Raw genomic sequence first — 20,338 nt, 5'->3', positions numbered from 1 at the left:
CAAATAAAATGTGCTGCAAGTATAGATATAGCTTGTAAAGTTGCAAAATAAAGAATGTAAATTTTTAGTAAAATTGATTTGTGATTCTATGTATTTATTGATGATTATATATTCCCAACAATCCACAATAAAGTATAATTCCAACACAATTTATTCCAAAGATATATTGAAGCAGGTAAATATATGAAATTCCATAAAATTTATGTTGAAATTACTGATATTTGTAAGCTATCTTGCTCTTTTTGCACGCCAAAAAAGGCAATAAGAGGCATTATGCCGCTAGCTTTATTTGAAAAAATCATATCACAGATTGCCAATCATACAAGGCTTGTAAGTCTGCATGTATTAGGCGATCCGCTCTGTGTGGATAATCTATCTGCATACATTGATATTGGGGCGTATTATAAAGTAAGGTTTGATATTGTGAGTAGTGGTGCGTTTTTGAAAAAAGAGCATTTTTCATTATTAACACAAAAGCATATACATCAAGTTAGCTTTTCGCTTGATGCCCTGTTTGATAATAAACATTTAAGAAAAGAGATGGAAAAATATTTTGATACAATCCTTGCCTTTTATGAGTATGCAAAAACACACGCCCCGAATCTTTATATCAATCTGCGACTTTTTGGGAAGTATGACTACACATATTTTTTGCAAAGATTCCCAAATGCGATTTTACAGACAGAAAAAAGGCGTTTGCGTTTAGCCAAGAATTTTTTCTTGCGATTTCATAAATCTTTTACATGGACTGCTTTGCAAAAAGATTCTAAGATTGCAAATGTGCAGATTTATCCAAATACGCCTTATTGCTTTGGGGCGATAAAGCAGCTTGCAATACTTGCAAATGGCAAGGTTGTCCCATGCTGTATTGATGCAAGTGCAAAAATGCCACTTGGTGATTTTAACACACAGGATTTTAGTGAGATTCTATATTCCAAAGATATGAAAAATATACAAGATTCACTAAGGACGCATAAGGATTTAGCACCATTATGTAAAAATTGCACTTTTCGTGGTGTTTGATGGAAAACTAATCTTATTGCATGATAAATTTTGTTATAATTCACGCTTATTTTTAATGAAGAAAGTGTGCTATGAAACTGCGAGTTATGACTATACAGGATTATGATTTAGTGCTGAAACTTTGGAAAAGCATTGAGGGATTTTATATCCGCACTATTGATGATTCCTATGAAGGTATGCAAAAATTTCTTACAAAAAATCCAAATACAAATGTAGTAGCTATCTGTGATAATAAGATTGTAGGTAGCATATTATGCGGCTATGATGGGCGGTGTGCATATCTCTATCATGTGTGCGTGCAAAAGGAATATCGCCATAAGCAAATCGGCAAAGGTATGGTGGCATTTGTGAAAGAGAGGTTAAAAGAAGAGGGTGCGACACATATTAATCTTGTAGCTTTTAAGAATAACTCTCTTGGGAATCTTTTTTGGCATGAGATTAACTGGTCGCTTAAAGATACTTTGAATCTCTATGAATGTATTTTAGATTCTGCAAATACTCGAATCTTGAATGAGGGTTAAGGGTAGTTTAGACTGAATGTTGCATTGCATTAAAATTATTCTTATGATTAAGTTATAATAAGAAAATGTGTAAAACTTATATCTAAATAAAATATGGTGCTAACAAAATGTTACTTTTAAGGATTAGACAATGAAAAAGATATTTCTAGTATTACTATTATTATTTAGTGTTTCTCGTGCGACAGAGCCACTGCCTATGGAGTTACTTGATACTTGGGATAGTGTAGATAGTTTGATTGTAAAACTCAAAAGACATGCGTTATTTGTGTGTTTGCAGGAGTTTAATCCACAAAGCGATTTTGTTGATAGTCATGCAATCTCCCATAATAATCCTGATGTATGGTATGCAATACCACCTAGTTTGTTAGATGAGCTTGTGGTTTTTACTAAAACAATAATATTAAACGCAAATAATGGAGCATTGGATATAACAGATTTAAGATTTAGTAGGACTTATAAAAAGCAAGACATAAAAGGTGAGAATCCAGACTATACAAACGCATGTCTTAATCTCTATGATAGCAAAGAACTTATGCAAGAGATAGCTAGAATCTTAGATAAAATCTATTTAGATGATACTAATTTCCCAAAGGAATATCAAAAGAGATATAGGGACGCGATACAACAATATTGCAAGGATTGCAAATAAATTTCAAACTTCTATAAAAAAATTACAAATAAATACAAAATTAGAAGTATAGATATATAAAAACTTTGACACAATAGACTCAATAAACATCGCATAAATACAAAGCAACAAAAACTTAGTAATCTATCCCCTCTTTTTTTAGTCTATCGCGTAAATAACGCATTTGGATATTTTTATCAAAGCACCATTTTGGTGCGATTAAACTCTCATCATGCGCTCCAGCACTCACTCTTTGTATCACAATATTTGGCGGGATAAGTTTGAGTGATTTTGCTATTGCCTCGCCATAGTCTTCTAGGCTAATTGGTGTATATTCGCCCTTTTTATACATGCGCGCTAGGGCTGTGCCCTCCACAACATAGAGTGGATGGATTTTTAGAGAATCTACACCATAGCTTAAAATCGTTTGCAGTGAGTGTATCATCATATCCACGCTTTCATTAGGTAAGCCATAGATTAAATGCGCACAGACTTTTATCCCCCTTTTTCTTGTCTCTTTAAAAAGAGATTCTACACCCTCCATAGTATGCCCTCTGTTTGTAAGTTTTAGTGTCTCTTCATAGATAGATTGGATTCCATACTCAAGCCATATTTCCTTACCCCCTTTTACAAACTCCCCTAAAAAGTCAAGCAGCTTAGAATCTACGCAATCAACCCTTGTGCCTATGCTCATGCCTACAACATCAGGCAACTTCAATGCCTTTGTATAAAGGGCTTTGAGTGTGTCAAATGGTGCGTAAGTGTTTGTAAAGCTTTGAAAATACACCATATATTTTTTTATACCATATTTATTTTTATGAAAGTTTGCATGATAGTGGAATTGCGTCTCAAGCTCCCTTAATTGTGTAGGCAACAACGGATTTTCTGTCAATGAAAAATTCATTTTTAATTTAGTAATATCTTTTATGTTTTGTTCTTGTGTAGATTCTGTATTGTTAGAATCTATATTGGAATTCTGCTTTTTTTTCATTACAAGCGATGGTGAAAAAGTCTCATTTTTACAATAAATGCAGCCACCTTTTGCGACCTTGCCATCAATATTAGGACAAGTAAAGCCGCTTAAAGATATTGGAATCTTTCTTACTTTCTCACCAAATCGCTGTTTAAAATATCGCCCAACTGTTAGCATTATCTTCACCCATGCCCCTTTATTTTGATTCTACATCATGCAAATAGTTACCATCAAAACATGCTTGACAATAGCTATAATTATGCGGTTCTACCGCAGTTTTCAAGCCCTCTAAAGAGAGATACCCAAGATAGTCAGCACCAATAAATTTTTTTACCTCATCATTGCTTTTATTCGCAGATATAAGCTCACTTTTACTCGGCGTATCCACACCATAATAGCATGGCGAAATAGTCGGTGGTGCAGAAATGAGTAGATACACTTCCTTTGCACCAGCTTGTTTTAATAATCGCACGATAGCTTTACTTGTCGTGCCTCTCACAAGCGAATCATCTATCACTATAACCCTTTTATTCTCAATCACTTCTCTAATAGGATTAAGCTTTAATCGCACTTTTAGCTCTCTTAGCTCTTGTGTTGGCTCAATAAAGGTTCTACCTACATAATGATTTCTAATCAGTCCTAATTCAAATGGGATTTTGCTTTGCTCACTATACCCAATAGCAGCAGCAAGACCGCTATCTGGCACAGGCATAACAATATCTGCATCAATCTTATGCTCTAAAGCTAATTGTTTGCCTAGATTTTTTCTCACCATATACACACTTTTACCAAAGACGACACTATCAGGGCGGGCAAAATAGATATACTCAAAAACGCAAGGTTTTAGAATCTCTTCAAAGACTTTTATGCTTATAATCTTTGTTTCATTATTGCGATTTTTCTCAAATACGACTAATTCCCCCGGCTCAATATCTCGCACAAAACTCGCCCCAACAAGATCAAAGGCACAAGTCTCACTTGCTACAATATAGCCTTTTGAGCCATCTTTATTGGTTATCTCCCCTAAGCTTAATGGACGAAGACCAAATCTATCTCTTACTGCAAACATTTTAGAACGACTTAAAATCACAAGTGAGAACGCCCCCTCAATCTCATGCAAAGATTCCATAATACGCGGGGTTAAATGCTTTTTTGTGCTTCTTGCGATTAAATGGATAATGACTTCTGTATCTAAATTACTTTGGAAGATTGCACCTTGCTGTGTGAGTGATTGACGGATATTTTTTGCATTTGTAAGGTTGCCATTATGCACGAGGGCAATCTCACCTAAGCCATAACGCGCAAAAATAGGCTGACAATCGCCATTAGAATCTGCCCCAGCAGTTGCATAGCGATTATGCCCTACCGCATTCATGCCTTTTAGCTTTTCTAAGATTGATTTGCTAAAAACCTTTGTTACAAGTCCTTGCCCTTTTTGAGTAGTGATATTTTTGCCATTGCTTATTGCTATACCGCTTGCCTCCTGCCCTCTGTGCTGCATTGCAAAAAGGGCGTAATATGCCATGAAGGCTGCTTCATCGCAGTTAAATGCACCAACAACAGCACATTCCTCATTCCAGTGTTTATCCATACAAAAGCCTTGGGTTAAAATGATAAATAGGGATTGTATCATAATGTTTTTAAGCTACAATAACAAAAATTTAAAAAGGCTTTGTATGCACCGCATATTGTTGTTATTTTTCTTCAGTCTTTTTGTGCTGTATGCGAATGAAAATACACAAAGAAAATACAATCAAAACAAAACTTGGAAAAACATAGAAGCAAGTGAAGTGTTAGAAAAAAATACAAAAAAGCTAGAAGCCTATTATAAACAAGTCGATAAGCAATCAAATGAGAGAAACTTTGTCCGCTTTAATGGCAAAAAGATTATCTCACATACCGCTTTTAGCAAGATGAATCTAGGGCAAATGCACGGCTATCATACCTATGTGATTCTATCTATGTTTTATATAGAGTGGATAAGTCAGCATAATGACTTAGATGGTGTGAGTGTGGGGGGAATCTTAGCTGATGAGTTTGGCGATAAAAAAGCAAAAGTAAGGTATTTTAAATTCGCTCAAAGATACTATTCTGCACTGCATGAAATCGGCAAAGGCGGCAAGGTATTTTCCTATTGTGCTGCACCTTATCTTACAAGCTGCATTCTCATAGGTATTGATGAAGCGTGGTAGATATATGCTTGATAACTTGGTTTAACATCAAACAAAAGTATCGCAAAGCTACAATACAAAAGCTTAATATTGTGCTTAGTTTCATCAAACATGAGTCGTTTTTCATATCATTGTGTTATTTATGTAGAATAACAAAAGATTGATTATTTTGGTATTAAATTTGATTGTTTGCGATTATTTAGATTATTTTAGGGTTTTATATGAATATAGAGACTATTCGTCAGTTATTTAATAATAAGCAGTGGCAAACCTGCATTGAAGCATGTTTAAAGCTGATTATGCAGCAACGCACAAATATTGAAGCATGGAGTTTATGTGCGTTTTGTTATAACAATATAGGGCAGCTGCAAGAAGCGATTAAATGCCTTGAAGACGCACTAAAGATAGCAAAAAAGCATCATAAAGAGCATGTCTTTACACTCTCACTCAATCTTGCGGAATTTTATAGAAGAAATAATATGACGCTACAAGCCATAGCACTTTTACAGAATCTTCTGCCAAAAGATGATGAGAATTTGCATTTTAATCTCGCAAAATGCTATGGTGATTTACAAGATTATGAGAGATCTATTCAACATTACATGATAGCTATTAAGATTAATCCAAAAGATATACATGCTATCTTTAATCTAGCCAATCAGCAAGCCGCCATAGGTAGCTTTAAACTCGCATTGAAATACTACTCACTCGCCTATGAAAGCGGTATGGGCGATGCGGGTATAAATCTAGCACAAATCTATACAAATTTAGATGATTTGGAATCTGCTATCACACTTTATAGAGAGTTAGAGCCACATTACACACAAGATTCTAATTTCTATTTTAACTACGCAAATGCACTTCGTTATAACGATGAGGTAGAGTTAGCAAAAGAGGCATATAGCAGGGCGATTAGCCTAAATCCAGATATAAGATATGTGATAAATCTCTCACATTTATATTTAAGCTTAAATGAGTTTCAAACAGGCTTTGCACTCTATGAACACAGAAGAGTTATGCTGCCAAAGACTATGGATAGGCATTTTCTTGATTTTTCTTTTCAGGATTCTAAAAGTATATTGGATTTCTTGCAAGATAAGAGAGTAGCACTTTACCACGAGCAAGGCTTTGGAGATAGCATTATGTTTGCAAGATTTATACCACTTCTTTCATGTAAAGAAAAGATAATTTTTGCTCCAAAAGAGCTTTGTAAAATCTTTAGCTGCTTTAATGTGTGCTGCAGTGAAAAAGTGCATGATGATTATGATGTAGCACTCCCCCTGCCAAGCCTTGCCTTTTTATTTGCCAATGAAAAGAGTGTAAAAGTGGGCTTAGAATCTTTTAGAAATACCTTATTATCCTTTCTTATAAAATCTCAAATAAAAGATTCTAATGGCTTAAAAGATTCTATGCTAAGTGATACTTTTATACACACAAATATGACAGAATCTCAAATATCTATAAAAAAGGTTTTAGAATCTTATCAGCATTACGCACAAAAAGAAGAGCTAAAAGATGATGTATTCCTAAGCACAAAAGCACAAGCGAAAAATCACTTTATAACAAATACGCATAATGCAATAGAGACAAAAAAGCAAATAAAGATCGCCCTAAACTTTAGCTCAAATCCAAACTTTCAAAACGCAAGAGAAAAGTCCATATACGCACAAAAGCTTTTAGAATCCTTGCCGCATAAAAACTTCACATATTATAGTTTGCAGTATGAAGGCATTGATTCTGGTCTTGCGAAAGAATTTAGTGTCATTGATATGTCAAAAGAGATTAAAGACTTTTATGATAGTGCTAGGATTTTATTAAATATGGATTTTGTGATTAGCATAGATTCTGCATTAGCGCATTTAAGTGCTACTTTAGGTATTCCTACGGCTGTATTATTATATAAGCGGCATGACTGGAGATGGGGGAGATTTTGCAAACATGATTCTACTATTTGGTATGATAGCACAAAGCTATTTATACAAGAAGATTTACATGAATGGCGTGGTGTCTTAGAAAAACTTAATGCGTTTTTAAAGCAGACATTTAAAGAGTAGATATGCGTTTTATTTGGACACAGGAATTGCCCTCCACGCAAGTATGGCTGGCTGATTATATCCGTAAGAATGATTTGGAATCTATTTGCATAGTAGCAACAAAAGAGCAGACAAATGGTATCGGCAGTCGTGCAAACACTTGGGATAAAGTATCATGTGGATTATATCTATCATGTGCTTTGCCTATTGCTTTATTACCAAAGGATTTACCAAGGCAGTCTAGCTCAATTTATTTTGGACAAATTTTGCTTGAGTTGTTTAGAGAATTTCATAATGATTTGTGGTTAAAATGGCCCAATGATTTTTATTTACAAGATGAGAAAATCGGGGGTTTAATCACGCAGTATATAAAAGGCTTTGTTATATTTGGCGTTGGGCTAAATATCTTTAGCGAAGAGAAATTTTCTTTATTAACAGGCAAAATGCAAAATAATTTATCTCAAAAAGATTCTATAGAATCCATAAGCATAGAGATTTTATCTCAAATAATCAAAAAAATATTGCATTTTTTAAGCTTTAACATTGTAGAATTTGCTTTACAAAAAAATATAGATACAACATTGCATGGCATTACTTGCAATGCTTTTTTACAAAATAACATGACATGGTATGAAGTCTTTAATCGATATAAACAAAGTTTTTCTAAAAATCATCGTTTTTATACACATATCAATGAAGATGGAATTACTCATAAAGTATCATTGCAAGATGCGTTATTACAAAATGATGGCAGCATAGTGTTGCATGATAAGATTCTATATAGTTTGCGTTAAATATTACAAGAAATAAGGAGATTGCATGGGCGAAGTCATTGGCATTGCAAATCAAAAAGGTGGCGTTGGAAAGACAACTACTGCTGTGAATCTTTCCGCATCTTTGGCATTATGTAATAAAAAAGTTTTGCTTATTGACTTTGACCCACAGGCAAATGCTACACTAAGCTATGGGATAAAACGCAATAGCATAGAATCTACAATGTATCATGTAATGTCTGGGCAGACTTCCATACAAGATATTATCCAAAGCACAATGCTAAAGCACCTATTTATCGCTCCAACTGACCAAAATCTAGTCGGTATAGAATCTGAGTTTTACGCAAAAAAGAAAAGTCAAGGGGAAACACTTCTTAGGCAATATATAGAATCTATTCGCATGGATTATGACTTTATTATTATAGATTCGCCACCCGCATTAGGACCGCTTACGATTAATGTTTTAACAGCGGCAAATTCTCTCATTGTGCCTGTGCAATGTGAGTTTTTAGCCCTTGATGGATTAGCCCAACTTATGAATACTGTCAAGGTAATAAAGCAGTCTATTAATACGAGTCTAGCAATAAGAGGTTTTTTGCCTACCATGTATAACTCAAGGACAAATCTATCAAAGCAAGTTTTAGATGATTTATTAAATCATGTGAAAACTAAATTCTTTGATGATAAAGAAGGCTATGTAGTCATACCGCATAATGTAAAACTTGCAGAAGCCCCAAGTTATGGAAAACCCATTGCATTATATGATAGCAAGTCAGCTGGTAATGAAGCTTATATGCGTCTTGCAAAAGCTTTATTAAAGAAGCAAAAAAGGAAATAGCATGGCAAAAAGAGCGTTAGGTAGTGGGCTTAATAATCTATTTGGTGATATTAATGCTGTGTATGAGAAAAATTATGTAGATTCAGATACTAACATGCAGATGATTAAATGCGATGATATTGTGCCAAATCCCATGCAGCCGCGTAAAATCTTTAATGATGAGAGTTTGAGGGAACTTGCGGATTCTATAGAAGAGCATGGACTTTTACAACCCATAGTCGTGCGTGAAAATGAAAATGGTGGATACATACTTATTGCTGGGGAAAGAAGACTTCGTGCTACAAAACTACTACAAAAAGAGCATATACAAGCCATAGTCATTAGCACAGAAGATTACAAAATGCGTGAATTGGCATTGATAGAAAATGTGCAAAGAGAGGATTTAAATCCTATTGATTTAGCCCTTTGCTATCAAGCACTTTTAAAAGAATATGATCTCACACAAGAAAAACTCGCACAAAAGATTCACAAATCTCGCACGCAAATCACAAATACACTGCGTTTGCTTGAATTAAGCGATAAAACAAGAGAATTACTCCAAGATGGCAAAATAACGCAAGGACATGCAAAAATGCTGATTGGCTTAACTCCAAATGACGAAGAGATGGCATTGCAAAGCATATTAGGACAAAAACTCAATGTAAGAGAAACAGAAAATCTTGCAAAAAACCTTAAATCAAAGGCAAAGATGCTAGAGAATAATAAAGATTCTACAGAATCTCTCTATGCGGAATCTCTGCAAAATCTACAAGAGATTCTAAAAACCTATAATATTGAAAGCACCATAAAAAAGAATAGTATTATTTTGCAATGTGATGAAAACAGCAAACTTGATATTGTTTTACAGAAGTTGCAATAATATTGTTCTTGCCCTAAACGCACATTTTCTTGCTTAGGCTTTGTGTGTCTTTAGAGCCTTGCTTGCTATACTTCATATTATCATGCCCTAGATTCTATTTTGTTATTCTTGATTTTGTTACTCTTGCGTCGTTATTTTGTGCAATATACTTTTCATTATAATCATTTCTAGGTTTCTCATATTTTCAAATTCATAAAAAAGCTTATTTAAAATACTACATTTTTTCTTTTTTTATTGCATTTTCTGTGAAAATAGTGTATTATTGCAGACATGGAAACTGCATATATAACATATTGTAAGGAGTTAATCTTATGAAAAGTGTTGAACAAACAATGAATAGACGCGATGTGCTGAAGGCTGGAACGATTGCTAGTGCGTTGGCTTTAGGTGGTTTTTTGTCGCCGTTGCAGGCTGCTGGCACATCTTTTAAGTTGCCTACTAGAGATAAGCCATTATTGCTAAATAGCAATGAGAGTGCGTATGGTTTTTCAAGTCTTGTTAAAAAAGCATTGGACAAAAAGGCAGCAGATTTATCTCTCTATCCTTTCAAAGCTGAAGAGGAATTGCGTTCTAGTATTGCAAGATTTTATCAAGTAAAAGAAGACAATATATGTGTGAGTAATGGTTCTTCGGCTGCATTACAAGCTGCGATTTATGCTGTTAGTAATTTGGCTAATGAGCTTAATATGCCATTTAGAATCATAAATCCTAATCCCACTTTTGAATTCCCTGCTGTTTATGCAAAACCGCTAGGCATTGAAGTTGTGAATTTTGATTTAGACTCTAAGTTTAACATGAATATTGATGCTATGAAAAAGAGTGAGCGAGAGTTTGATGGCATTTCTCTTGTTTATCTTTGCAATCCAAATAATCCAACAGGAAACATTGTATCTGCAAACGATCTGTATTCTTGGGTAAGAAATGCAAAACAAAGCACGATTTTCCTTATCGATGAGGCGTATGCAGAGTATGTGATTGACCCTGCATTTAAAAGTGGTATTGATATCCTAAAAGATGGTGCAAAAAATGTTATTGTAACACGCACATTTTCAAAGATATATGGTCTTGCAGGATTGCGTGTAGGATATGCAGTTACAACACCAGAGTTGCAAAGAAGAATTAAAGATTTCTTGCAACTTGCAGGTATTAATGTGTGCGGTGCAGTTGCATCTACTGCGGCACTTGCTGATTTCAACTTTAGGCAATATTGTGTAAATTCAAATGTGAAATCAAGACAAATTGTAACAAAAGCCCTTGATTCTTTGGGCTTACGCTATGCACCTTCACATGCTAACTTTATTTTCCATGAAATCACAGGTAGCTATGATGATTTTGCAAAAAATATGAGAAATCAAAATATCCTTGTTGGACGACAATTTGCTAAGTTTGATAACTTCTGTCGAGTTACATTAGGAACTCCACAGCAAGCTGAATATTATGTAAAAGTATTAAAAACTTTTAGACAGAAACGCTATATCTAATACCATTAAGATTTTGTAGCGATTTATAGGGCTTTAAATTTCACCATTGAAGCCTTTCCTGCCAATCTGTTATATCTATACAGATAAAATCTGGAATCTGTATATTTTCGCTTGAGCCTATTGAATCTCAAATAGGCAAAGTATTTATTTTTCTGTTATTCCATATCTTGTTTAGTATCGCGTGTCTTATTAATTCTCGAATTTTTTATATTGTATAATCTGCCTTGTGTAGTGAGTTGTTTGGCATATCTATATTTCAACCTTTTCGCATAAACTCAAATTCACATTATATGATCTTAAGAAACAAAAAATAGCGAATACAGAAGATCTAAAATGAAATACATATTATTATTTTACCACAAGCATCAAAAATAGAAGCAAGAACTACAAAAAAGATTCTCATGTAAATTCACCTTGCTATTTACTTTAAGCAAAGTTTTTAGATAAAAGACTTTAGCCATTAATTGCTATGTAATAAATCTTACAACCACCCTTTTTTCTTAAATGCAATAAGTGGTAGTATGGTGGAAATAATCATCACAAGCACTGCAAGTGGATAGCCATAATCCCATTTAAGCTCTGGCATAATCTCAAAGTTCATGCCATAAATCGTCCCAATAAGAGTTGGTGGCATCATAGCAACAGTGGCAACGGTAAATAGTTTAATGATTTTATTCTGCTCGATATTAATCTGACTTGCTAGAATTGTTTGGATATTATCAAGGACATTGAGTTGCGATACATTAAATTCAACAAGTGAGTTTAAATCCTTTAAAACAATAGTAAGATTGCGTTTAATATCGCTATCAATCTTATCACTTTTAATAAGCGAAGTAATAGCGCGCCGTTTATCAAATAGTGAATCTCGCACACGCATATTAAGTTCCTGCAAACTTGAAATGCCTTTTAGCATTTTGTCATAAGTGTATTCATTCTTTTCTTCTAAAACATTAATGCGTAGCTTTCTTGCCTCTTTATCAATCCACTCTAGTATATCAGCATCTTTTTCTACACGAATTTCAAACATTTTATCAAGCACATCATAGCCATCTTCAAAGTTTTTTGGACTTGCAAGAATGCGTGTTTGCATCTCTTCAAAAATCTTAAAATCATTGAATCTAATCGTAAATAAAATATTTTTAGTCGTCATAAAAGTAATTGTTTCATTAATCAGGCTAAATTCCTTGTTTTCTGTCTGCATACGCACGAGAAAATGCGTGTTAATAGTAATTGTGAGATTATCTTCCCAATATCTTGCGCTAAGCTCGATTTCTTCACGCTCTTCTTGCGTTGGAATATCAAGGTTATATTGCTTTGTAATGTAGTTCATCTCATCATTTGTTGGGTGAAGTAAATCAACCCACAAAATATTACTAGGGAGAATATTATCTTCGATGTTAAATTGTAACTTTTTGACAAGCCCATTATTCGTCTTAGTATAAATATTAAGCATGACTATTCCTTACGCTTTTTTGAATACTTGGTTTTACATATCCGCTAAACATTGTTACAGAAACTACGCATTATAACATATTATTGCATGATGTGTGATTTCCCAAAAAAGCTTGTAGTATATAATTGTAATAAATAAGATATGAATATGATTCTTGCAATAGAGAGATTTTACGAGACAATATCCACCTTAATTGCCACCATTTCAACAAAAACTTAAAATAACATTAATAGTTTATAAAAATCTTTATAATTTCATAGTATTATTACCTATTTGAAAGATAAATTGCAACAAAAAAGGAATACAATAGTATGCAAGCAAATAATGCCAACTCTACGCTACAAGCAAAAGTGCAAGAAGCCATGCGAGAAATTGAACGGGGCTGTGTGGAGTTTATCGGTAAAGAGTATATAGAATCTTTAGTAACAAGATTCTATGAAAAGGGGGAAGAGTTTATTGTAAAGGCTGGTTTTGATCCCACTGCACCAGATTTACATTTAGGGCATTCTGTGTTATTGCAAAAGCTTGCGACTTTTCAAAACTATGGCGGTAGAGTAAAATTTTTAATCGGCGATTTCACTGCGACAATAGGCGATCCTTCAGGGAAAAGTGAGACAAGAAAACCACTAACTTTTGAGGAAGTAGCACAAAATGCTAAGACTTATGAAGAACAAGTCTTTAAGATTCTAAACAAAGATAAGACAGATATTTGCTTTAATAGTAAATGGCTAGGTAGTCTTACAAGTGTAAATATCATGCAGCTGACCGCTCAATACTCTGTGGCAAGAATGATGGAGCGAGACGACTTTACAAAACGATTTAAAGAAAATCAGCCTATTTCTATTGTCGAGTTTATGTATCCTTTATTGCAAGGTTATGATTCTGTGGCACTAAATTGTGATATTGAGCTTGGCGGTAATGATCAAAAGTTTAATCTCTTGGTAGGTAGGGCATTGCAAAGGGCATATAATTGCGGTAAAGAACAAAGCGTGATGACTATGCCTTTACTTGAAGGGCTAGATGGTGTCAATAAGATGAGCAAAAGCCTTAAAAACTATATCGGCGTAACAGATTCCCCAAATGATATGTATGCTAAGATTCTAAGCATTGATGATACGCTTATGTGGCGTTATTATGAGCTTATTAGCACAAAAAGTTTAGCAGAGATAGCAAAGCTAAAAAGGGGTGTAGAGACAGGTGAGTTGCACCCAAAGGCTGTGAAAGAGGAACTTTCTTTAGAGATTACTACGCGTTTTCATAATGAAAGCTTGGCAATACAGGCTAAAGAAGCCTTTAATGCGATATTTAGCAATAAAGAGATTCCAAAAGACATTGAAACAAAAGAGATACAAAAAGGCGAGTGGATATGCAAAGTGCTAGTAGAGCTAGGTTTCAGCCCATCTACTTCACAAGCAAGAAGAGATATTAAAGCTGGGGCTTTAAGTATAGATCAAGCAAAGCAAACAGATGAGAATTTTCACTTTTTACAAGAAGGCGAATTTATTATAAAACTTGGTAAAAGAAAGTTTGCTAAAATTATTATTGTAGATAGCATATAAGGTAGGATAATGGGCAATTTATTTAAAAGCTTAACAATAGGAAAACACACGATAAAATATCCTATTTTTCAAGGTGGCATGGGTGTTGGCATTAGTTGGGACGAGTTGGCAGGCAATGTATCAAAGGAAGGTTGTCTAGGCATTATCTCTGCAGTTGGCACGGGCTATTATAAAAATATGGGTTTTGTTGATAAGATTTTATCAAGTAAGCCTTTTGAGGCGATTAACTTTTATAGTAAAAATGCGTTGAATGAAATCTTTAAAAATGCGCGTAAAATATGCGGTGATAAGCCTTTGGGTGCAAATATTTTACATGCAATTAATGACTATGGCAGAGTGGTAAAAGATGCGTGTGAAGCGGGGGCAAATGTGATTATTACAGGTGCAGGACTGCCTACAAATATGCCAGAATTTACAAGGAATTTTCCAGAAGTAGCATTAGTCCCAATCGTATCATCAGCAAAAGCCCTGCGTGTTATATGTAAGCGTTGGAGTGAGCGATATAAAAGAGTGCCAGATGCTGTGGTCGTAGAGGGACCTTTAAGCGGTGGTCATCAGGGCTTTAAATATGAGGATTGTTTTAAGCCAGAATATCAGCTTGAAAACATTCTGCCACAAGTTGTCACAGAATCTATGCAGTGGGGGTCTATGCCAATTATTGCTGCAGGTGGTATTTGGGATAGAAATGATATTGATGCCATGCTTTCACTAGGGGCTAGTGGAGTGCAAATGGGGACAAGATTCTTAGGGACAAAAGAATGTGATGCGAAAGCTTATCAGCAAATCCTACCACATATTACTGAAGATGATATTGAGCTTGTAAAATCGCCCGTTGGCTATCCAGCAAGAGCTTTAAAGATCGGTGTAATGCAGAGATTAAAAGAGGGAAATGCCCCAAAAGTGCAGTGCATTAGCAACTGCGTTAGCCCATGTCAAAGGGGCAAGGAAGCAAAAAAAGTGGGTTACTGCATAGCTGATAGCTTAGGCAAGGGACATTTAGGGAATCTTGAAGAGGGTTTATATTTCAGTGGTGCAAATGGCTATCGCGTAAAAGAGATTTTGAGCGTTAAAGCATTAGTTGATGAATTAACACAACGCTAAATGGATATGTATGCGTTGCATTGTGCTTTTTTTCTTGCTTATAAGCAGTTTGCAAGCCGACACACTGCGCGTTTTAAATACTATTCCTTTTGGTGCATCAAGCCTTAGGATTGATGCAAACAGAGCGTTCAAAAAAGATGAAATCAGCGTTCATAAACTAAGTGATACAAGCACTTTTATAGACATATACGGCATATATGTGCCAACAGGTAGAAAAGAGTATAACTTCCCAAATAACACTCAAATCACAATCGCACAAAACAACAAACAGCGACTTCGTGTGCTTATCACCCTCACCTCAAAAACTGAATTTGAATACAATACCAAAGGCAACCATCTCTACATCGCAATCAAAGAAAAAAATGCAAAACAAAGTATAGTCCCAATCGCAAGTTCAAAAAAGCCTGAAAAGCAACCAGAAAAAAAGCCCATACAACAAGCAAAACCCACAACACAAAAGCCACAATCACCAAAGCCTAAACCAAAACCAGCTGCAAACACAAATCAGCCAAAGCCAATACTTGTTTCAAAAGCAACGCCAACGAGTAAAAATCGTAAAAAAATTATTATCCTAGACCCCGGTCATGGCGGTAAAGATTGTGGCACACAAGGCATTTCTAAAACTTGTGAAAAACATATTGTCTTAAGCGTAGCCAAACTCACCGCACAAGAGCTTTCTAGAAGAGGCTATGTGGTCTATATGACAAGGAACACTGATATATTTATTGAGCTGCAAAGACGCACAGAAATGGCAAATGAGATACATGCGGATTTGTTTATATCCATTCATGCAAACTCTATACCAGCAGGTTCAAGCAGACAGCCAAAAGGCGTGGAAACCTATTTTCTATCAACCGCAAGGACAGAGAGGGCGATAAATGCCGCTGCTATTGAGAATCAAGGCATGGCGGAATATTCGCCAACAACCATTGCCTCATTCCTTACTTCACAAAGGATTATCGCTTCAAATAAGCTTGGTATGGATGTGCAAGCAGGTATCCTAAAGCAAATCCGCACAAAATATAATGAGAATCTTGATGGTGGTGTAAGAGAGGGACCATTTTGGGTGCTTGTAGGTGCTCTCATGCCCTCAATCCTTATTGAAATAGGCTATAACTCTCACCCAGTAGAATCAGAGCGACTAAAAGATACAAGCTATCAAACCCTAATCGCCAAAGGCATTGCAAATGGTGTTGATGGGTATATAACAAAGAATCCATAAATTACTATAATCTATTATTCTAAATATTGCACCAAACACTTTTAACACAAGAATATAGAATCAATCTATAAGCAGATTGTAGAGAAAAAAGATGAGCTAGGATTCACATCGTGGAATGCTAGAGAAAAGACAGGGGATTATGGATTAAAAAACTCACACGAGATGATAGCAGAGCTTTCTAACCCTAAGTTTGCTAGTAAGCTTAAAAGGGCAAATGTCTTTGAAAAGATTATTGATAATATTATTCAGCTTTTTGTTAGCACAGCAGAAATGATAGGACTTAAGAAAAGTAATGCCTATGATAAACTAAGAGAGAATGTCAAAAATATTATAGAAAATTATAAAGATAACTTTAGCCAAGAGTATGAGAAGCTAGGGGTTAGGAATGTTGGCTTGGAATTATTTGCAGGGGAAAAGGCTTTAGTAAATGAATCTTATGCACCACACAAAGCAAGGCTACAAAAGGCAAAAGAATTAGAATCTAGTGGGGCAGATGAAATAGAGATATGGGAAAAAACAGGCTGGTATAAAGATAAAGATTCTAAATGGAAGTTTGAGATAAGCCAAAGTGGCGGGGAATTTGATTGGGATTTACTAAAAAGCATAAGGTATGACTACTCAAGAGATAATAACTATATGAAATTGAAAGAAGTATTGCAGGATAAGGAATTATTTCAAGCTTACCCAGAGTTACAGGACCTTAAAATACAAGCTGACCCATTAGGTGAAGACATTTTAGGTGAGTATAAAAAAGATAAAAAGAAAATATCCTTAGAAATAGATACACTAAAATCACCACAAGAGGCAAAAAGCACTCTCTACCACGAAATCCAACACGCAATCCAAGATATAGAGGGCTTTGCTTATGGGGAAAATTAGAAACACTTAGCAAGGATAATTACAGGCTAAGGCACGGCGAAGTGGAAGCAAGGAATGTGCAAAACAGAATGCAACAAGTCAGTGGTTATGAGACTAAAAAACCACCTAAGGAACAAATCCAAAAATCAATAGATACAATAGATAAAAATATACAAAAAGCAGAACAAGAAATACAAGAAATCAAAAATGGCATAGGAAAGTATAAAGGCGTATCACAAAAAGATAAAGAAAGAAGTATTAAAACAAACTTAGAGTTTATAGATAGTGCATTAAGAGGTAGAGAAAGGGCAATAAAGCTTAGAGACAATTATACTCAAACTCCACACCCTTATAAAACTATGGATACACCTTTAAAAGATACCATAGCAGAAAGCACAATGCAAGGGGAAGTGTTAAGCAAGGAGCCAACAAACAAAGTGGAAAATATGCTAGAATCTAGCAATAAGATTTTGGGAGAGACAATGACTTTGAAAGATAGGCTACTTATAGACAATAATTTAAATATAGTTATTTAAAAGAAATAGCCCAAGATTTACCTAAACCTATAACAAAAGATGATTTTTTACATCTTTTAAAAAATAAAAAATATATCAATATACAAACACCTATAAAAGAACTAGAAATAGAACCTTTAAAAGCTTACGAGCATTTAACGCAAAATTCTAACAAACAAAACAGGATAGATATAAGCGGTGCGATATTACCAACTTTGCAAAACCCACTTTTTATAACCAAAGACAAAAAAGACACTTACTATTTTTACAAACCTTTTAAAGATGAAAAGGGAGTGCTAAATATCGTTAGTATAGCCATACCAAAGAGCAATAGAATCCGCTACAAAACAAGCTACATTGCCTCAAGGGAAAGAATGCTAAAAATGATAAATGAATACGAATTAGTATATGAAGCATTTTAAGGCAAGAGTGCCTCAGCAAAGGGGATAAACCACTTACATTGCGTATCCTACGGCTACTACTCTTGCGTGGGAGTATTATACCACAAAAAAAAGGATTTAACATGTTAGACACAAAAAATCTCACTCTAAAGAAATTCCAAGAGAATTTCGACTTTATAGAAGCTAAGATGAAAGATAGTCAAATATATAAAGATGCCTTAGATAGTTTTGTAAAGTATATGCCAAGCTATGCCTTTACAGACGACCAAAAAGCTTTAGCTTATAGTGATTTTATGGCTAAAACATTTTTAGGCGTATTTCAAAGTGCAGTCCAAACCGCATTAACCATAGACCAAAATGAAGTAGCTACAAGAGACGCACAAAATCAAAGTGCTTTAGGCATACTAGGTAAGAAAAAAGAAGTAGCAATGCTATCAAATCAAGTGAAAGAGAGTTTCTTTAAGATACAAGCAAGTAAAATGCAAACAGCACAACTTCAAGCCCAAGCCTTGCAAGATAAAATCAAGGCAGAAGTATTACATAAAAGTGCCAATGATAACGCACAGATAAACAAAGCTAATTGTATGGTAAGCTATCAAAATGTCCTATCTAATGCAAATAAACCAGACTTGCTTAAAAGCTATGATATGCAGCAAACTACCGTGAATGCACTCAAAGCAATAGGTGAAGCTCCAATCAGTGATTATACAGATGAGTGGAAAAAGGTGCAAATACCTGACTACAATACAGACTTTGATACGACTATACTAGAGATATATGCTACTAAGAGTGTTATAGCTATTGATGAAGTGATAGGATTTCATATTGTTACTTCTATTGAGTTAGTAGAAGTTGAATGGGATTTTGGAGATGGTGAAGTGAGTAGTCAAAAGGACAATATATTAAAGTCTTTTAATAAAGAAGGCTCATACAATGTAAGATTAAAAGCCTTAGTAGAAGTTGAGAATAAAGATTATGTCAATGATAAAAGCCAAGATAAATTTGTAATGAAAGAATACTTTAGGGATTTAGAGATTTTGGTGTGTTAAGTATTTTTTTTGCTAGTGTTTAAATGTGCTAGATACTGCATTTAAGCCATTTCGACCTTTTTTAAGCTCACACGCCACACTTGAAAGCCCAAAATCTATTTATATACCTTTTTTCCACGCCACATTTAAAGCCAAAATTGCAATTTTTGCATTCTCAAAGCCTTACAATTCACACGCCACATTTTGCGAGATTTTTATATTTTACATGTTTGTTGATAGTAATATATAAGCGAAAACATATAAAAAAGATTGTTTGTGAGTTTTTTTGACAAAAACACTATGAAATGAAGCAAACAAAGCAGAATTTAACAAAATTGCAAGAAAATGTAAGTCATTTATGTAAGTTTAATGGTAGATTTAAGTGTAATTTCTATCAAAAAAGCAAAAACTAGCCAAATGTAGCCTAGTTTAGCTTAGTTTTAGAGCCTTATTTCAGTGGAATATCAGCCAAAATTACACAAATAGCACAAAAAAACCCTAAATCATGCAAACATAAATCACACTAGCCTTTACATTTACACAAAAGCCAATCAAAGCAAGACAACTTTACAAGAGCCAATCATACAAGCCATAAAGCTTTAAATATTTCAATCTCTCTGCAACTTATCTCATTCTTTAAGATTTTCTATCATACATAAATGACACAAAAAATACACTGATGACACAAATTTTGACACACATATACATTTTATGCCCTATTTTGCGGACTTTGGATAGAATTGCGATTCCAACAATGAAATTTTAAGTTACTCTTAAGTTTTAAATAAGGCTTTATTTAAGCTAGATTATAAAGGCTATTGATACACTATAATCATAAGCAACACAACACACAAGGGGATTTTTTACTCTTACATTAAAAAGCAATTACCCACTTATGCTA

General features: G+C 34.5%; 19 protein-coding genes. 16 read left to right on the top strand and 3 right to left on the bottom strand.

The genetic code is table 11. The annotated features are described in order from the left end of the window. The first annotated feature begins 183 nt into the window (after positions 1-183). The 3 genes from C6H17_RS05150 (at position 184) to C6H17_RS12875 (ending at position 2,193) form a co-directional block, all read left to right on the top strand. Positions 184-1,023 (top strand): radical SAM/SPASM domain-containing protein, encoded by an 840-nt coding sequence (locus C6H17_RS05150; RefSeq protein ID WP_005218327.1) that lies wholly within the window; start codon positions 184-186, stop codon positions 1,021-1,023. A gap of 71 nt (positions 1,024-1,094) precedes the next feature. Beyond that, a complete protein-coding gene (locus tag C6H17_RS05145; RefSeq protein ID WP_005218325.1) occupies positions 1,095-1,544 on the top strand; it encodes a GNAT family N-acetyltransferase in 450 nt (149 codons plus the stop codon). Positions 1,545-1,674: 130 nt separating this feature from the next. Then, positions 1,675-2,193 carry a hypothetical protein gene (locus C6H17_RS12875; RefSeq protein WP_005218322.1) on the top strand — a complete coding sequence of 173 codons (519 nt, stop codon included), beginning with the start codon at positions 1,675-1,677 and terminating at the stop codon, positions 2,191-2,193. A gap of 115 nt (positions 2,194-2,308) precedes the next feature. Here C6H17_RS12875 and C6H17_RS05135 read toward each other — a convergent pair whose 3' ends face one another. Both C6H17_RS05135 and purF read right to left on the bottom strand, forming a co-directional pair. After that, positions 2,309-3,322 carry a TIGR01212 family radical SAM protein gene (locus C6H17_RS05135; RefSeq protein ID WP_005218320.1) on the bottom strand — a complete coding sequence of 338 codons (1,014 nt, stop codon included), beginning with the start codon at positions 3,320-3,322 and terminating at the stop codon, positions 2,309-2,311. A 19-nt stretch (positions 3,323-3,341) separates the two neighbouring features. Beyond that, positions 3,342-4,736, bottom strand: a complete 1,395-nt coding sequence (gene purF, locus C6H17_RS05130; RefSeq protein ID WP_104731366.1) for an amidophosphoribosyltransferase — start codon at positions 4,734-4,736, stop codon at positions 3,342-3,344. A gap of 85 nt (positions 4,737-4,821) precedes the next feature. On the opposite strand from purF, the gene C6H17_RS05125 reads away from it, so the two are divergent. The 6 genes from C6H17_RS05125 to C6H17_RS05100 all read left to right on the top strand — a co-directional run bounded on the left by C6H17_RS05125 (position 4,822) and on the right by C6H17_RS05100 (position 11,300). Continuing rightward, entirely contained in the window at positions 4,822-5,337 is a 516-nt protein-coding gene (locus C6H17_RS05125; RefSeq protein WP_223808377.1) for a hypothetical protein, read from the top strand. Between the two features lie 200 nt (positions 5,338-5,537). Further along, complete coding sequence (locus tag C6H17_RS05120; RefSeq protein WP_005218313.1) at positions 5,538-7,370, top strand: tetratricopeptide repeat protein; 1,833 nt, start codon at positions 5,538-5,540, stop codon at positions 7,368-7,370. Between the two features lie 2 nt (positions 7,371-7,372). Further along, positions 7,373-8,143 carry a biotin--[acetyl-CoA-carboxylase] ligase gene (locus C6H17_RS05115; protein ID WP_005218312.1) on the top strand — a complete coding sequence of 257 codons (771 nt, stop codon included), beginning with the start codon at positions 7,373-7,375 and terminating at the stop codon, positions 8,141-8,143. Positions 8,144-8,168: 25 nt separating this feature from the next. Continuing rightward, positions 8,169-8,960, top strand: coding sequence for a ParA family protein (locus tag C6H17_RS05110; RefSeq protein ID WP_004088939.1), 792 nt, complete (start codon positions 8,169-8,171; stop codon positions 8,958-8,960). Between the two features lies 1 nt (position 8,961). After that, complete coding sequence (locus C6H17_RS05105; RefSeq protein WP_005218301.1) at positions 8,962-9,819, top strand: ParB/RepB/Spo0J family partition protein; 858 nt, start codon at positions 8,962-8,964, stop codon at positions 9,817-9,819. A 311-nt stretch (positions 9,820-10,130) separates the two neighbouring features. After that, positions 10,131-11,300 (top strand): pyridoxal phosphate-dependent aminotransferase, encoded by a 1,170-nt coding sequence (locus C6H17_RS05100; protein WP_005218299.1) that lies wholly within the window; start codon positions 10,131-10,133, stop codon positions 11,298-11,300. 481 nt (positions 11,301-11,781) lie between these two features. Here C6H17_RS05100 and corA read toward each other — a convergent pair whose 3' ends face one another. Then, positions 11,782-12,753: a magnesium/cobalt transporter CorA gene (gene corA, locus C6H17_RS05095; protein WP_004088932.1), complete on the bottom strand. Its 972-nt coding sequence runs from the start codon at positions 12,751-12,753 to the stop codon at positions 11,782-11,784. Positions 12,754-13,064: 311 nt separating this feature from the next. Here corA and tyrS point away from each other — a divergent pair, with 311 nt between their 5' ends. The 7 genes from tyrS (at position 13,065) to C6H17_RS12870 (ending at position 19,458) form a co-directional block, all read left to right on the top strand. Continuing rightward, complete coding sequence (gene tyrS, locus C6H17_RS05090; RefSeq protein WP_005218297.1) at positions 13,065-14,312, top strand: tyrosine--tRNA ligase; 1,248 nt, start codon at positions 13,065-13,067, stop codon at positions 14,310-14,312. Positions 14,313-14,321: 9 nt separating this feature from the next. Further along, the gene (locus C6H17_RS05085) at positions 14,322-15,413 is read left to right on the top strand and encodes a nitronate monooxygenase (protein ID WP_005218295.1); all 1,092 of its coding nucleotides are present in this window, start codon (positions 14,322-14,324) and stop codon (positions 15,411-15,413) included. A 10-nt stretch (positions 15,414-15,423) separates the two neighbouring features. After that, positions 15,424-16,635: an N-acetylmuramoyl-L-alanine amidase family protein gene (locus C6H17_RS05080; RefSeq protein ID WP_020995883.1), complete on the top strand. Its 1,212-nt coding sequence runs from the start codon at positions 15,424-15,426 to the stop codon at positions 16,633-16,635. 162 nt (positions 16,636-16,797) lie between these two features. Continuing rightward, the gene (locus C6H17_RS05075; RefSeq protein WP_005218290.1) at positions 16,798-17,514 is read left to right on the top strand and encodes an LPD23 domain-containing protein; all 717 of its coding nucleotides are present in this window, start codon (positions 16,798-16,800) and stop codon (positions 17,512-17,514) included. A 41-nt stretch (positions 17,515-17,555) separates the two neighbouring features. Next, entirely contained in the window at positions 17,556-18,029 is a 474-nt protein-coding gene (locus tag C6H17_RS05070) for a hypothetical protein (protein WP_005218288.1), read from the top strand. A 272-nt stretch (positions 18,030-18,301) separates the two neighbouring features. Further along, positions 18,302-18,430 carry a hypothetical protein gene (locus C6H17_RS13255; protein WP_263363176.1) on the top strand — a complete coding sequence of 43 codons (129 nt, stop codon included), beginning with the start codon at positions 18,302-18,304 and terminating at the stop codon, positions 18,428-18,430. A 101-nt stretch (positions 18,431-18,531) separates the two neighbouring features. Beyond that, positions 18,532-19,458, top strand: a complete 927-nt coding sequence (locus C6H17_RS12870) for a PKD domain-containing protein (RefSeq protein ID WP_020995884.1) — start codon at positions 18,532-18,534, stop codon at positions 19,456-19,458. Positions 19,459-20,338 lie beyond the last annotated feature (880 nt).

Origin of the sequence: Helicobacter rappini, from assembly GCF_900198625.1 — a bacterium.
Lineage (GTDB): Bacteria > Campylobacterota > Campylobacteria > Campylobacterales > Helicobacteraceae > Helicobacter_A > Helicobacter_A rappini.
This window is presented reverse-complemented; position numbering and strand designations above follow the sequence as displayed.

What these genes read in the sequence shown, in the direction of transcription:
- C6H17_RS05150 (WP_005218327.1), top strand. Translation starts at nt 184, where the DNA reads ATGAAATTCCATAAAATTTATGTTGAAATTACTGATATTTGTAAGCTA.
- C6H17_RS05145 (WP_005218325.1), top strand. Translation starts at nt 1,095, where the DNA reads ATGAAACTGCGAGTTATGACTATACAGGATTATGATTTAGTGCTGAAA.
- C6H17_RS12875 (WP_005218322.1), top strand. Translation starts at nt 1,675, where the DNA reads ATGAAAAAGATATTTCTAGTATTACTATTATTATTTAGTGTTTCTCGT.
- C6H17_RS05135 (WP_005218320.1), bottom strand. Translation starts at nt 3,322, where the DNA reads ATGCTAACAGTTGGGCGATATTTTAAACAGCGATTTGGTGAGAAAGTA.
- purF (WP_104731366.1), bottom strand. Translation starts at nt 4,736, where the DNA reads ATGGATAAACACTGGAATGAGGAATGTGCTGTTGTTGGTGCATTTAAC.
- C6H17_RS05125 (WP_223808377.1), top strand. Translation starts at nt 4,822, where the DNA reads ATGCACCGCATATTGTTGTTATTTTTCTTCAGTCTTTTTGTGCTGTAT.
- C6H17_RS05120 (WP_005218313.1), top strand. Translation starts at nt 5,538, where the DNA reads ATGAATATAGAGACTATTCGTCAGTTATTTAATAATAAGCAGTGGCAA.
- C6H17_RS05115 (WP_005218312.1), top strand. Translation starts at nt 7,373, where the DNA reads ATGCGTTTTATTTGGACACAGGAATTGCCCTCCACGCAAGTATGGCTG.
- C6H17_RS05110 (WP_004088939.1), top strand. Translation starts at nt 8,169, where the DNA reads ATGGGCGAAGTCATTGGCATTGCAAATCAAAAAGGTGGCGTTGGAAAG.
- C6H17_RS05105 (WP_005218301.1), top strand. Translation starts at nt 8,962, where the DNA reads ATGGCAAAAAGAGCGTTAGGTAGTGGGCTTAATAATCTATTTGGTGAT.
- C6H17_RS05100 (WP_005218299.1), top strand. Translation starts at nt 10,131, where the DNA reads ATGAAAAGTGTTGAACAAACAATGAATAGACGCGATGTGCTGAAGGCT.
- corA (WP_004088932.1), bottom strand. Translation starts at nt 12,753, where the DNA reads ATGCTTAATATTTATACTAAGACGAATAATGGGCTTGTCAAAAAGTTA.
- tyrS (WP_005218297.1), top strand. Translation starts at nt 13,065, where the DNA reads ATGCAAGCAAATAATGCCAACTCTACGCTACAAGCAAAAGTGCAAGAA.
- C6H17_RS05085 (WP_005218295.1), top strand. Translation starts at nt 14,322, where the DNA reads ATGGGCAATTTATTTAAAAGCTTAACAATAGGAAAACACACGATAAAA.
- C6H17_RS05080 (WP_020995883.1), top strand. Translation starts at nt 15,424, where the DNA reads ATGCGTTGCATTGTGCTTTTTTTCTTGCTTATAAGCAGTTTGCAAGCC.
- C6H17_RS05075 (WP_005218290.1), top strand. Translation starts at nt 16,798, where the DNA reads ATGATAGCAGAGCTTTCTAACCCTAAGTTTGCTAGTAAGCTTAAAAGG.
- C6H17_RS12870 (WP_020995884.1), top strand. Translation starts at nt 18,532, where the DNA reads ATGTTAGACACAAAAAATCTCACTCTAAAGAAATTCCAAGAGAATTTC.